The organism is Nostoc sp. (assembly GCF_036917415.1).
Taxonomy (GTDB): Bacteria; Cyanobacteriota; Cyanobacteriia; order Cyanobacteriales; family Nostocaceae; genus Nostoc.
In genome coordinates, this window is record NZ_JBALDJ010000107.1 from 19,719 (window position 1) to 32,691 (window position 12,973).

The 12,973-nt window shown below is 41.7% G+C and carries 12 protein-coding genes; 8 read left to right on the top strand and 4 right to left on the bottom strand.

Annotation, left to right across the window (positions count from 1 at the left end):
- Positions 1-50: 50 nt before the first annotated feature.
- Positions 51-1,931 (bottom strand): ABC transporter ATP-binding protein, encoded by a 1,881-nt coding sequence (locus V7K41_RS23070; protein WP_334851980.1) that lies wholly within the window; start codon positions 1,929-1,931, stop codon positions 51-53.
- Positions 1,932-2,289: 358 nt separating this feature from the next.
- Entirely contained in the window at positions 2,290-2,451 is a 162-nt protein-coding gene (locus tag V7K41_RS23075) for a hypothetical protein (protein ID WP_334851982.1), read from the bottom strand.
- A gap of 347 nt (positions 2,452-2,798) precedes the next feature.
- On the opposite strand from V7K41_RS23075, the gene V7K41_RS23080 reads away from it, so the two are divergent.
- Together V7K41_RS23080 and V7K41_RS23085 are read left to right on the top strand one after the other, a co-directional pair.
- The gene (locus V7K41_RS23080; protein WP_334851984.1) at positions 2,799-3,821 is read left to right on the top strand and encodes a tetratricopeptide repeat protein; all 1,023 of its coding nucleotides are present in this window, start codon (positions 2,799-2,801) and stop codon (positions 3,819-3,821) included.
- Positions 3,822-4,308: 487 nt separating this feature from the next.
- Positions 4,309-5,322 carry a zinc-dependent alcohol dehydrogenase family protein gene (locus V7K41_RS23085; RefSeq protein ID WP_334851986.1) on the top strand — a complete coding sequence of 338 codons (1,014 nt, stop codon included), beginning with the start codon at positions 4,309-4,311 and terminating at the stop codon, positions 5,320-5,322.
- Between the two features lie 317 nt (positions 5,323-5,639).
- Here V7K41_RS23085 and V7K41_RS23090 read toward each other — a convergent pair whose 3' ends face one another.
- Positions 5,640-6,677, bottom strand: a complete 1,038-nt coding sequence (locus tag V7K41_RS23090; RefSeq protein ID WP_334851988.1) for an NADP(H)-dependent aldo-keto reductase — start codon at positions 6,675-6,677, stop codon at positions 5,640-5,642.
- 492 nt (positions 6,678-7,169) lie between these two features.
- On the opposite strand from V7K41_RS23090, the gene V7K41_RS23095 reads away from it, so the two are divergent.
- The 6 genes from V7K41_RS23095 to V7K41_RS23120 all read left to right on the top strand — a co-directional run bounded on the left by V7K41_RS23095 (position 7,170) and on the right by V7K41_RS23120 (position 11,555).
- Entirely contained in the window at positions 7,170-7,307 is a 138-nt protein-coding gene (locus V7K41_RS23095) for a hypothetical protein (protein ID WP_334851990.1), read from the top strand.
- A 192-nt stretch (positions 7,308-7,499) separates the two neighbouring features.
- Entirely contained in the window at positions 7,500-8,237 is a 738-nt protein-coding gene (locus tag V7K41_RS23100; RefSeq protein WP_334851992.1) for a Crp/Fnr family transcriptional regulator, read from the top strand.
- A gap of 188 nt (positions 8,238-8,425) precedes the next feature.
- On the top strand, positions 8,426-9,172 hold the full coding sequence (locus tag V7K41_RS23105; RefSeq protein ID WP_334851994.1) for a Crp/Fnr family transcriptional regulator: 747 nt from the start codon (positions 8,426-8,428) through the stop codon (positions 9,170-9,172).
- An 80-nt stretch (positions 9,173-9,252) separates the two neighbouring features.
- Positions 9,253-9,963, top strand: a complete 711-nt coding sequence (locus V7K41_RS23110; RefSeq protein ID WP_334851996.1) for a Crp/Fnr family transcriptional regulator — start codon at positions 9,253-9,255, stop codon at positions 9,961-9,963.
- Between the two features lie 175 nt (positions 9,964-10,138).
- Positions 10,139-10,549: a response regulator gene (locus V7K41_RS23115; RefSeq protein ID WP_334851998.1), complete on the top strand. Its 411-nt coding sequence runs from the start codon at positions 10,139-10,141 to the stop codon at positions 10,547-10,549.
- Positions 10,550-10,964: 415 nt separating this feature from the next.
- On the top strand, positions 10,965-11,555 hold the full coding sequence (locus V7K41_RS23120) for a peptidoglycan-binding protein (RefSeq protein ID WP_334852000.1): 591 nt from the start codon (positions 10,965-10,967) through the stop codon (positions 11,553-11,555).
- 202 nt (positions 11,556-11,757) lie between these two features.
- Here V7K41_RS23120 and wecB read toward each other — a convergent pair whose 3' ends face one another.
- Positions 11,758-12,870, bottom strand: coding sequence for a non-hydrolyzing UDP-N-acetylglucosamine 2-epimerase (wecB, locus tag V7K41_RS23125; protein WP_334852002.1), 1,113 nt, complete (start codon positions 12,868-12,870; stop codon positions 11,758-11,760).
- Positions 12,871-12,973 lie beyond the last annotated feature (103 nt).

Consider the following 12,973-nt stretch of genomic DNA (forward strand, 5'->3'; position numbering starts at 1 on the left):
CAAAATTAAGTCATTTTTGTAGTAAATGTGAGTTTTTGACTATCTCTCGTCTAACTTCCCAACATCTGCAAGTTATGTAAAGTGGCATAAAGCCCTCCTTGTTGCAGGAGTTGATCGTGACTTCCTTGTTCGATTAATTCGCCACGCTTGAGAACAAAAATCCGGTCTACATTGCGAATTGTTGACAAGCGGTGAGCAATAATAATGGCGGTACGTCTGAGCAAAAGCTGGTTTAATGCCTCTTGTACTGAAGCTTCTGTGCCAACATCCAAACTAGCGGTAGCCTCATCTAATACCAAAATTTGCGGATTGCGAATGGCAGCCCGCGCAAAGGCTAAAAGTTGCTTTTGACCGCTAGAAATATTTGTGCCCCGTTCTCGAAGTTGAGTATCATAACCTTGGGGTAATTCTTCTATAAACTGAGCAATGTTGGTTTCTTCGGCTGCTTGTTGAATCTGTTCAATGGTATAGCCATCTCCTAAAGAAATGTTGCTTTTAACATCGCCAGCAAACAAAAAGCCTTCTTGTAAAATTACTGCCATGTAACGCCGCAGTTCTGCTTGCGGTACTTCCCGAATGTCTACGCCATCTATGAGAATGCGTCCTTGGGTGGGTTCGTAGAGGCGGCACAAAAGACGGATAATCGAAGTTTTACCCGCACCGGTGGGACCAACTAATGCAATTTTTTCACCAGGATGAATAATGAAATCTAAGTCTTTAATTACGTAATCATCATTTTTGTAAGCAAACCAGACGCGATCAAAACGAATTTCTCCCAGTTCTGGGGGGGAAGTGAGGTCTGGGGATTCTAGATTTGCCAGGATTTCGTCGATGTAGCCAAATTTAGCATCAAATATTGAGAAGCGGACATTGGCGCGATCGCGAATTTCTATTGGTTCATCTAATATATCGCCTACGCGTTCAATGGCAGTGAAACCAGCTTGAATTACTGTAAATTTTTCCGCAAAAGCCCTTAAAGGGTCAAATAATCGCTGGGCATACAATACAAATGTAGATAAAGTCCCGAAAGTCAAGTTTTTTCCTAACAGCAACCAACCACCCACGCACAAAACACCTGCGATCGCAATCAGTCCAATCCATTCTAAGGTTGCTGAAACAAATGAATCATAAAAGATGGTTTTATCCATTTGCTCAGTGTAGTTGCTGTTCGTAGCACGAAACAATTCGGCATTAAATTTTTCTCTACGGAACAACTGCACGACGTTAATACCAAGCACATTTTCTTGTAGCTGTGAATTCAGGATCGAAAGTTCTTCTCGCCCTTTGTAATTGGCTTTGCGGTACTGTTTTTGAATGTAAACAATTACCCAGCTAGTTGGTAACAGCATCAATAACAGCAAGCAAGAAAGTTGCCACTGGATGGAAAACATTAAACCCAAAGTCACCAGCATTAAAAACAAATCAGATATAATGCCAACTGCCCCAGTAGAAAAGACATCGCCTAACACTTCCACATCGCTGGTGATTCTGGTAATTAATTTACCTACAGGTGTGCGGTCAAAAAAGCGCACTGCTAGAGATGTTACATGCTGAAATAAGTCTTGGCGAATTGCTGCGGTGATTTGTTGCCCTAACTTTTGGACTATATAACCTTGGAAACCTGTCAACAGCAATTGGATGGCGATCGCAATTACCAGTGATCCCTCTAGGATATTTAGCCCTTGCGAGAAGGGACGATTCCTGAAAAATTCGTAAGTGCTTGGTTCGTTACGAATTAGGGAGATTACTTGGCCAATCAAGAAAGGTTGTAAGGCATTAGCTAGTGCGATCGGTACGAGTAGGCACATCGACAGCGCCAGTAGCCGCCCGTTACGACGGGCATAAGGCACCAAACGCAAAAATAACCGCCAGTCATTTTCACGCCGACGATCTGGTGTATAAGATTTTTTCAGAGATTGGTAGATGCTCATAGTAAGAGCATTATATTAATGTTTGGAAAAAAACACGCTTGTTTAAAGTAGCGTTTATCTTCCTACTCTGATACCATGCCTGAGATAGAAACTGCAAGACTACTACTAAGACTCTATATTCCTCAAGATTTGGATGATTCTCTTTACATTTTGCAATCTTAAAACTATCAGTCTCCTACCCAAAAATCTTGCCACTGTTTAATTTAATTTGGCGGCTCAAAACGATTCACAACCGCAGCCTACAGAATCATTGGCGAACCAACTGCTAAACATAAGGACTTTCAAGGGGTGGAAGTCTTCAGGTTGCACTAACTGGGTTACAGCCCAAAGGCTTGATTTATAATGCCGAGCAAGGTTATTAACTGGCATTGCCTTTACTGGCCTTGTGGTTGCGGCAACGATTGAGTTCAAAATACCAATGTAACAACAAGATTCCCGACTTTTGAAATAAACCGGGAATCTGAGGGCGCACTGCTATCATTGGTGTCAATTTAACGCTAAACCCGCTTGGTGAAAACATTTTGCCCTCACCCCCAGCCCCTCTCCCAAGAGAGAGGGGAGCTAGACATTCAATTCCCCTTCTCACAAGGGAGAAGGGGTTAGGGGATGAGGGCGTGAGGGATTTGCAAAACGCCTGTCTGATATAGTTTTCGGCTTAAGTTGACACGTATGCACTGCTATGCGCCCCTACAGCATTTGTATTAATTGCTTCATAAATATTCCTGTAAATATGAAAAAATAGCATACTTATCTGTTTACGTCTTATATCTAAAGATAGAAGATCGAGGTTAAAATTTGGGAAACCTAAGAGGGGTTCATTCCCAAGAGATGTCCTACCTACTTATCGCAGAATGCAACTGAGGTCAGATGACGCAACCTTTAAATCAAGTCAAAGAATGGGAACAACGTCGTGACGAAGCAAACCGCTACTACCAACGGGGGAAATTTCAAGAGTCTCTCGATATTGCAACCAAGAATTTAGACTTGGCTAGAGCAATTCCAGACCGAGCCAGAGAAGGTTATACATTAAACGACCTCGGTTTAACTCACCTCAGTTGCTGGCAACCTCAAAAAGCATTAGAACGCTTTCATCAGGCGCTTTCGGTTGCTGTTGAAATTGGCAACGCGCCAGCACAAGCAGCTGCACTTAGCAATCTGGGTTCTACCTACAGCCGTCTTGGACGCTTTTCGCAAGCATTGGAATATTTTGACAAAGCACTGCCAATCTTTAGGCGATCGCAAGATACCCGAAATGAAGTTTCTACTCTTAATGATATAGCCCTAATTTATACCCGCTTAGGAGAACCGAAACGGGCACTGTTGCTACAACAGCAAATTTTGAGGATGCGGCGATTGTTAGGTGACTTTTCTGGTGAGGCAACAACACTAAATGGTATTGGGTTTGCTTACAATGTCTTAGGCAAGTTTGAGCAAGCTCTAGAATTTTTTCAAGCAGCACTGCCAATTCAACGAGCTGTCAAGAATTTGGTTGGAGAAGCAACCACTTTGAATAATATTGCCTCAATCTATGGTGATTTAGGAAAACCGAAACAAGCGCTATTGCTCTACAATCAAGTTCTTTTGGCACGTCGAGCAATCAGCGATCGCTCTGGTGAGGCAACAACCCTTCACAACATTGGTTTTACCTACAGCACCCTGGCAGAGCATCGCCGAGCAATGAAGTTCTACAAGCAAGGCATTGTGATTTATCAAGAACTGGGCGATAATCTCGGAGAAATTTCAACTTTGCTAAATATGGGAAACGTTTACGCCACGACGAAACGCAAAAAAATGGCGCGATCGTGCTACCAAAATGCCCAAGAGTTAGCAGAGCAAATTGAATATCAGCCACTTTTAGAAAAAGTACAGCAGTTCATAGATTCTCTGTAGCATCCAGTTCCCCTTCTCCCAATATGGGAGAAAGGGTTAGGGGATGAGGGCAACCCTACTAGTGAAATTAAATATGCGTTATCCAAAACCCTTCTAGGACACCAATTCAGTAATCCTTGAAGAACCTCTCCCCCTACCCCTCTCCTCGTAGGAGAGGGGAGTTTAGCTCCCCCAACGCTAGTAGGGAAGCAGGGTGGTTTCATACAAGCAAAGAAAAATTAAAACTGGGTTTCAAAGCCTCTCCCCCACGGGGGGAGAGGAATGGAAGTGAGGGAAAAAGCCATGCCACTTTCACGAGAAATCAAGACTTATGTATTTTTCTTTTTTCGTATGAAACCACCCTGCCCAACGCTAGTAGGGAAGGGGGCTGGGGGGTTAGGTTTTTGATTACTGAATCGATGCTCTAGAGACGTAGCACTTGCTACGTCTCTAGATTCTTTTTTACCCTAGCTACAATACCAAAGTTGTAGCTAGAACAAGTACATCCATGAAAGCTTACGAAATTCAAAGCAACGCCGGAATTGATGCCCTGGCATTAGTCGATCGCCCTGAACCAAAACCCGCAGCTGGACAAGTTCTGATTCAAGTGAAGGCAACATCTTTAAATTATCGCGATCTGCTTGTCGCCCAAGGAGCTTACGGTGCTGGACAGAAATATCCGTTAATTCCCATGTCTGACGGTGCGGGAGAAGTTGTGGCGATAGGGGAAGGTGTGACACGGGTGAAAATAGGCGATCGCGTCGCTGGTATTTTCTTTCAAGACTGGATTTATGCCTCTTTAACCAAAGAGAAAATGAAATCCGATTTGGGAGGTGGTATCGATGGAATGCTGGCTGAATATGTCTTATTACACCAAGATGGTTTAATAATATTACCTGACCACTTATCCTACATCGAAGGCGCAACTTTAACCTGTGCAGCAGTCACAGCTTGGCACGGACTAGTGACAAAAGGCAATATTGGTGCAGGTGATAGTGTTTTATTACTCGGTACTGGAGGAGTTTCAATTTTTGCTCTCCAGTTTGCCAAAATACATGGTGCTAGAGCGATTATTACTTCCAGCAGTGATGAAAAGTTGGCACGAGCGAAACAGCTTGGTGCTGACGAGACAATCAATTACAAAACAACACCAGATTGGGAAAAGCAAGTTTATCAATTAACCAATCGCACAGGTGTAGATCATGTAGTTGAGGTAGGCGGTGCAGGTACTCTGCCAAAATCACTGCAAGCAGTTCGTATTGGGGGACGTATTAGTTTGATTGGCGTCTTATCTGGCAGAGGAAATGAGATCGACCCCATGCCAATACTTTTTAAGAGTTTAACAGTTCAGGGAATTTATGTTGGCAGTCGAGAAATGTTTGAGGCGATGAATCAGGCGATGCAACAGCATCAAATCAAACCAATTATCGATCGAGTTTTTCCCTTTACTGAAGCACGAGAGGCTTATCATTATCTCAAAGGTGCGGCTCACTTCGGTAAAGTCGTAATTCGTAATTCGTAATTTTAAGGGACTTCCAAATAAAAAAATATTCCAAAACTGACGCAAAAATCCTCTTAATCTCTCCTCTCTCTGTGTTCTCTGCGTCTCTGTGGTTCGTTTTTTGGGAGAATTTATTTCTTGGAAATCCCTAAAAAGTTTAATTTTATGTTTCAAGTGGGGTTTAAATTCCCACTTGAAACATAATTATAAATTACGTTTAAACAGCAGCGAGAGTAGGCGCAGCGAATTTAGCATATCGCTCGATGTAAAATTCTTTAGAGTGAGCGATCGCTTTCACAGATTCACGCTCTAATTTTTAATTTTTAATTTTTAATTGTTTATGGTGCTGGGTTTGGCGACTGAATATGAACTATATCCAACTTTTCCAAAATTTCTTTGTCGAGAACTACATTCACACTTTCTAAATTCTCTTTAAGTTGTTCTAATGTCGTAGCACCAATAATTGTACTAGGCACAAACCAACGACTCCGCACAAATGCTAAGGCTAGATGCGCTGGACTTAGTTGATGGCGCTTGGCAATTTCTACATAAGCTGATACGGCTTGACTGACTTTCGGTTTCAGATAGCGCTGACCGAAATTTTCAAACAAAGTTACTCTTGCTTTTTCTGGTTTGCCGTTTAGATATTTGCCAGTTAAGAAGCCAAATGCTAAAGGACTATAAGCTAGTAACCCAATTTCTTCGTAATAAACTGCTTCTGCTAAAGCTCCATCAAATACTCGATTCAACAAGTTGTAAGCATTTTGAATCGAAACAACTTTGGGCAATCCTAATTGTTTAGCAGCGTTACTAAATTGGGCGACTCCCCAAGGGGTTTCATTACTCAAACCAAGATAGCGAATTTTCCCTGCTTTAATTACGTCGTTAAAAACTGCTAGCTGTTCAGCAATAGGAATTGTCTCTTTCACCTGAGTTGGATCGAATACCGTTTGCCCAAATCGTGGCACGTAGCGGTCGGGCCAGTGGATTTGATATAAATCGATATAGTCTGTCTGCAATCTTTTTAAACTATCATCTACAGCTTGTTTGATATTATCACGATCGATTGCTTTGGCTCCTCCACGTACCCATTTAAAACCTCGACCAGGGCCAGCAATTTTAGTAGCTATAATAACTCGATCTCTTTGTTGACGTTTTAACCATTCCCCAATATAAGTTTCAGTTAATCCATAAGTTTCATGACTTGTTGGAACAGGATACATCTCTGCTGCATCAATAAAATTGACTCCTTGGGCAATAGAATAATCTAGTTGCTCGTGGGCTTCTTCAATAGTATTTTGCTGTCCATAGGTCATAGTACCAAGACAAATTTCCGAAACTTTTAAGTCACTCTTGCCAAGTTGGTTATACTTCATATTTCTACGTTGTGATTTAGTCAATCGAACAGTGATATTTTTGTTGGAGATTTTGCATTTTCTCAAGGGCGTTATTATTTTTTAAGTAAATTAGCTTCAAACAACACTGAATTTAGTACCAAGCCAATATAAATTTTTCAGCAAATATTAATTTGCTATACCACTAAAAATCGATAGATTAATTGTATTTTAAGGATACAGTTTTTTATTATTGCATAGATGAACCGGATAAGTAAGCTAGTTTTGAGTAGATAAAAAATCTAACATTGTAATAGAAAACACTTGCTTTTATTGAGTTTTTGTGAAATAGACTGTTTTAGCCTGAGTAAATACTACGGTAAATCAGTCCAGTTAAAGTAATATTTCCAAAAAATTAAGATTCTTCTGGAATTGAGTCTTAATAAATGTTTATATTAAATATTAAGTAATTTATTTATTGGATTAATTAAAATATACAGTTGTACTTAGAAAGACTTACAATAGTTGATAGGAATGACAAAGACTTGGGATTTTAAGGACTTGTCTAACCAGGAATTTTTTGCTGCGATCGCTGACAACGATGCTCATGTCTATAACAATATGACTAACGAATATAATTTCATTTACTTATGCGATCGCAAATGTAATTAAGTTAATTTAGTTGGATTTTTTTGATTATAAACAACTCATTTTGTTATATTATAAATATGAGTATAAAAACCTGAATTTATTACTATAACTTTTTTAGGAAATACACCTTCTGACATTCGGGCTAGACTCTTGATTTTCTCCTTATGCCTTGAGTTGTCTTTTCTAGAGACAGCTATATTTAGGAGAATTTTAATGTCATTAAACAAAAATGCCCTTGAGCAACCAGCAAATAAGTTGCTTGCAGCTTTGCCAGTCAGTGATTATCAGCGTCTTATTCCCCACCTAAAGCTAGTTCAGCTTTCCACTCGGCAAATCCTTTATGATCCAGGCGAACCGATCGCACAGGTATATTTTCCTAATAAGGCAGTGGTTTCTATAGTCACCACAATGGAAGATGGCTCGACTGTGGAAGTTGGTTTAGTCAGTAAGGAAGGCATGGTGGGTATGCCCGTAATTTTAGGAGACAACACGACAACCACAACAGCATCTGTGCAGATTCCAGGCGTTGGAATGCAGATGGATGCGGATATATTCATCAGCGAGTTCAATCGGGGTACAGCACTTCAAAGCGTGCTGCTTCGCTACGTACAAGCTGTATACACGCAAATAGCACAAGGATCTGCCTGTAATCGTCTTCATAAACTAGAGGGGCGGCTGGCTCGGTGGCTACTAACAGTTTCTGATCGTCTGGAATCAGACGAATTTCCGCTTACGCAAGAATTTATCTCGCAGATGCTGGGTGTACGTCGCGCTGGTGTCACTGAAGCAGCTAACATCCTGAGCGAAGCCGGAATCATCAGCTACCACCGTGGTCAGATTAACATTCTGAATCGAGAGGCTTTAGAAAAAACCTCCTGCGAATGTTATCAGATTATAGAAGATGAATTTGTCCGTTTATTGGGGTTATTGCCCAATAAACGGCAAAAATAATTTTTTTGAAGCTTTTATGTACGGAACCGCACAGACTCTAACAAGTCTGTTCATTTAAGCTTTTTAGATTGTCCCCGTGTTTCTTTAGCGAATACACCTTTCGACATTAGGATTAAATTCTGAAGTTCTTTCCTTGTGCCCTGAGTTGGCTTTTCTAAAGTCACCTACCTTAAGGAGAGTGACTTCTAATGTCATTAGATAAAAGCCTCTTTCAGCAACCACCAAATAAGCTGCTCGCAGCTTTACCAGCGAGTGATTATGAACGTCTTGTCCCCCATCTCAAGCTAGTTCCGCTCCCAGTTCAGAAAATCATTTACGAAGCAGCCGAACCGATTACACACGTCTATTTTCCTGATAAGGCAGTGGTTTCTATAGTCACCACTATGGAAGATGGCTCAACGGCGGAAGTTGGGATAGTAAGCAATGAAGGGATGGTGGGTATCCCAGTAATTTTAGGAGACAACACCACAACCACAACATCCTTTGTGCAGATTGCGGGCGCTGGTATGCAGATGAATGCAGATGTCTTGAGAGCCGAGTTCAATCGGAGCGGAGCTATTCAAAACGTGCTGCTGCGCTATGTACAAGCTGTATACTCTGAACTAGCGCAAGGAGCTGCCTGCAACCGTCTCCATACACTAGACGAACGGCTGGCTCGTTGGTTACTCACAGTTTCTGACCGTCTCGAATCAGAACATTTTCCACTCACCCAAGAATTTCTCTCCCAGATGCTCGGTGTACGTCGTTCCGGTGTGACAGTAGCGGCTAGCACCCTGAGTCGAGCCGGAATGATTACCTACCAACGTGGTCATATTAGCATCCTGAACCGAGAGGATTTAGAAGCAACTTCCTGCGAGTGTCATCAAGTCATACAAAACGAATTTGCTCGGTTACTGGGCTTCATGCCCAGTAACCGAGCCAAAAAAATTTTTTGAGCTATGTGTGCGAAACCGGACAGACTGGCAAAATTAACTTGATTTAAAGTATTAGGATCAAATTTCTCTTTTAATGTTCAGTGAGCGACAACACTCTTAAGCCGCAAGTAAATAAGTTACTCGCGGCTTTGCCAACTAATGATTATGAGCGCCTTGTTCCGCACCTGAAGTTAGTTTCGCTTTCCACTCGGCAAGTCATTTACGAACCAGGAGAACCCATTACACAAGTCTATTTTCCCCAAAATGCAGTGATTTCTATAGTCACTTGTATGAAAGATGGATCGACGGTGGAAGTTGGGATAGTGAGTAATGAAGGCATGGTGGGTATCCCAGTAATTTTAGGAGGCAATACAACAACCACAAAAGCGTTTGTCCAAATTGGGGGCGCTGGAATGCAGATGGATGCAGATGTCCTAAGAACCGAGTTCAATCGGGCCAAAGCTATTCAAAACCTCTTGCTGCGCTATGTACGAGCTATATATACCGAACTTACACAAAGCTGTGCCTGCAACCGTCTTCATACCCTAGAGGAACGGCTGGCTCGTTGGCTGCTGACAGTATCTGACCGTTTGGAATCAGACGAATTCCCACTCACGCAAGAATTTATCGCCCAGATGCTGGGTGTACGGCGCTCCGGTGTAACAGTAGCGGCTAACAACCTCAGCCGAGCCGGAATGATTCGCTATCAGCGTGGTCAAATTAACATCCTGAACCGAGAGGATTTGTCAACAACTTCCTGCGAGTGTTATCGAGTTATCCAAAACGAATTTGCTCGGTTGCTGGGGAGTTAGCCAAAGCGCGATCGCCAATGAATCATTTTACAGTTACTATGTCCGAAACCGGACAGACACTTGCTAATAAATTCCTTTAAGATTTAGTAAAGTATGCATCAAATGGTATTTACAAATACGTGCCTTTTGATGTAACTGCTACTTAAATTCTTTGAGCTTGATAGTGGTGAGAATAATGTCTAATCAATCGATGTCTTTTAAAGGTCTGCGATTGCTTGTTGTTGATGACGACGCTGATACGAGAACATTACTTACCTTCCTCTTTGAATTAGAGGAAGGAGAGGTGGTCGCAGCAGCTTCAGCAGATGAGGCTCTAAAAATAATGTCATTTTTTAAACCAGATATCCTAATTAGTGACATTTGCTTACCCGATGAAGATGGCTACTCACTGCTCTTGAAGATCAGAAATTTGCAAGCAAAGCGAGGTAGAAAGATTCCAGCAATTGCTCTGACAGCATCTACTTTAGAGGGCGATCGCAAACGTGCATTATTAGCAGGTTATGATATATATCAATCCAAGCCGATAGACTTAGACGAGTTAACTTCTATGGTTGCTAGTTTAGTTGGACTCAAACAATACGCTTGACATATTTAGATGTAAATAGAGACAAGCCATTAAGTAAAAAAGTTTTAACTAAATTTTATTTATTTTAAAAATGCGATGTCTACGACGAGCTAACCCGTCGTAGACATCGCATTTTTTCAGGAATTGTTTGACTAATTTTATTTTTTATTATAGCCGTAGCCACATAGGTTAGGACAGTGTTGATTGCTCAAAGCTTTAAAGCAACTGGGTTTTTACTCAGCACTCAGCACTCAGCACTCAGCACTCAGCACTCAGCACTCAGCACTCAGCACTCAGCACTCAGCACTTTGCTATAATTTCGCTATCAATAAAAAACTTTGAAAACATAGTGATATAAAATATACTAAGAATAAATACAGAGAACGACCAAGTAATTCTCTGCGAGTACTCATTTTTTCATATAAAGGAGCGTATTATGGAATATCTTGCATATTCTCACATGTTTATTGCTCAAGAAGAGGCATCTGGAAACACTAATTATCATCTTCCTCAACCTCAATTCAATTGGAAAAAACTGCTTAAATCTTCGGCTTGGTTAACTTTAGCTGGTGTCGGTGTATTATTTGCTGCTGTAACCCAAATTCAAATGAGTTCGGCTGCCTATGTAAAGACTAACGGCAGTTGTTTACGCGTCCGTTCAGGCCCAAGCACCAACTACTCGTATGTGGACTGCGTACCAAATGGCGCAACACTTCCAGCAATTGAACGATATGAAAACGGTTTTGCCAGACTTTCTACGGGTAGATACATTTTTGCCCGATGGATTGGTGATAGACCTAACAATCGTCCTGTGACTAGACCCGGTGGTGTTGGCGGTTCGATAATTCTTACTCCTGGTTCTAAAGGTCTGCTCGTCAGAGACGTTCAAACAGCTTTAGGTAATCTCAGAGTTGATGGAATTTACGGTCAAGAAACTGTTAGCCGAGTCCGAAGCTTTCAGCAAAGTAAAGGTCTACTTGCAGATGGTGTTGTGGGCCCCGAAACTCGATCCGCTCTGGGTATTTAGCCAGAAGCTACAAGGCAGGAGGCAGAGGGCAGGAGGCAGGAGGAAGAAACTCGATCCGCTCTGGGTATTTAGCCAGAAGCTACCCTTGGAAAATCTTGTGGTTTGGTAAAGGCTAGTACAATGCCTAACCTAGTTTTGAGGGTTTGTAGTAAGCACTTTAGTGCTTAGAAAATAAGGACTTTAGCCCTTACTACGAACTTCCTTACCCATAAATGTAATTTTGTACAATCTGCAAAATGCGCTCTGCTGCATGACCATCCCCAAAGGGATTGATGGCGTTTGCCATCGTTTCATAAGCATCTGAGTAACTGAGTAACTCAGCAGCGGCTGCAAAAATATTCTCACTGTTAGTGCCTACAAGTTTGGCTGTACCAGCGACAACAGCCTCTGGTCTTTCGGTGGTGTCTCTCAAAACCAGTACTGGTTTTCCCAAGCTGGGGGCTTCTTCTTGTAAGCCACCAGAGTCAGTGAGCAAAAGATGCGATCGCCCAATTGCTCCTACCAATTCCCCATAATCTAGAGGATCTGTCAAGAAAATTCGGGGATGATTCCCTAAAAGTTCCTGCAATGGGACTCGCACTGTCGGATTGCGGTGCAATGGTAGCAGTAAAGCTGTATCGGGAAACTTGTCTAAAATTTGTAAAAAGCTTTGAGCGATCGCTAACAGAGGTTCTCCCCAATTCTCCCGACGATGAACTGTTGCTAATAAAACCCGATATGATTCCCAATCTAAGCCTGGGACATCACAAACTACTTGGGTTGCAGCAACATTTAACAATGCATCAATTACCGTGTTGCCCGTCATGTGAATTTCACCCAAAACACCAGAACGATGCAAATTTTCCACAGCCCAAGGAGTCGGCGCAAAGTGCAACTGAGTAATTTGAGAAATCAATCGGCGATTAGCTTCTTCTGGATAAGGATTGAAGATATTATCAGTTCTTAACCCTGCTTCTACATGACCAACAGGAATTTTTTGATAAAAAGCTGCTAAAGCTGCGGCAAAAGCTGTGGTAGTGTCTCCTTGCACAATTACTAAATCTGGCTTTTCTACCTTAAATAATTTTTCTAACCCTTGTAAACTACGGCAGGTAATATCATTTAGAGATTGCTGAACCTGCATAATTTCCAAGTTATAATCCGACTTGATATTAAACAGTTGCATAACTTGCTCAACCATCTCCCGATGCTGTCCAGTTAGAATTACTTGCAACTGAAATTCTGAAGACTTTTGGAAAACTTGAATCACTGGAGCGAGTTTAATCGCTTCTGGGCGAGTACCTAAGATAATGCAAACGCGTTTTTGATTAGTCATTAGTCATCTGTAATTTACCATCTATAGTCAATGGTCTACAGTCAATGGTCTATGGTCAATAGTCGGCGGTCAATCCTCACATAAACCATAAATATTAATGGAT

What these genes read in the sequence shown, in the direction of transcription:
- V7K41_RS23070 (WP_334851980.1), bottom strand. Translation starts at nt 1,931, where the DNA reads ATGAGCATCTACCAATCTCTGAAAAAATCTTATACACCAGATCGTCGG.
- V7K41_RS23075 (WP_334851982.1), bottom strand. Translation starts at nt 2,451, where the DNA reads ATGTTTTCACCAAGCGGGTTTAGCGTTAAATTGACACCAATGATAGCA.
- V7K41_RS23080 (WP_334851984.1), top strand. Translation starts at nt 2,799, where the DNA reads ATGACGCAACCTTTAAATCAAGTCAAAGAATGGGAACAACGTCGTGAC.
- V7K41_RS23085 (WP_334851986.1), top strand. Translation starts at nt 4,309, where the DNA reads ATGAAAGCTTACGAAATTCAAAGCAACGCCGGAATTGATGCCCTGGCA.
- V7K41_RS23090 (WP_334851988.1), bottom strand. Translation starts at nt 6,677, where the DNA reads ATGAAGTATAACCAACTTGGCAAGAGTGACTTAAAAGTTTCGGAAATT.
- V7K41_RS23095 (WP_334851990.1), top strand. Translation starts at nt 7,170, where the DNA reads ATGACAAAGACTTGGGATTTTAAGGACTTGTCTAACCAGGAATTTTTT.
- V7K41_RS23100 (WP_334851992.1), top strand. Translation starts at nt 7,500, where the DNA reads ATGTCATTAAACAAAAATGCCCTTGAGCAACCAGCAAATAAGTTGCTT.
- V7K41_RS23105 (WP_334851994.1), top strand. Translation starts at nt 8,426, where the DNA reads ATGTCATTAGATAAAAGCCTCTTTCAGCAACCACCAAATAAGCTGCTC.
- V7K41_RS23115 (WP_334851998.1), top strand. Translation starts at nt 10,139, where the DNA reads ATGTCTAATCAATCGATGTCTTTTAAAGGTCTGCGATTGCTTGTTGTT.
- V7K41_RS23120 (WP_334852000.1), top strand. Translation starts at nt 10,965, where the DNA reads ATGGAATATCTTGCATATTCTCACATGTTTATTGCTCAAGAAGAGGCA.
- wecB (WP_334852002.1), bottom strand. Translation starts at nt 12,870, where the DNA reads ATGACTAATCAAAAACGCGTTTGCATTATCTTAGGTACTCGCCCAGAA.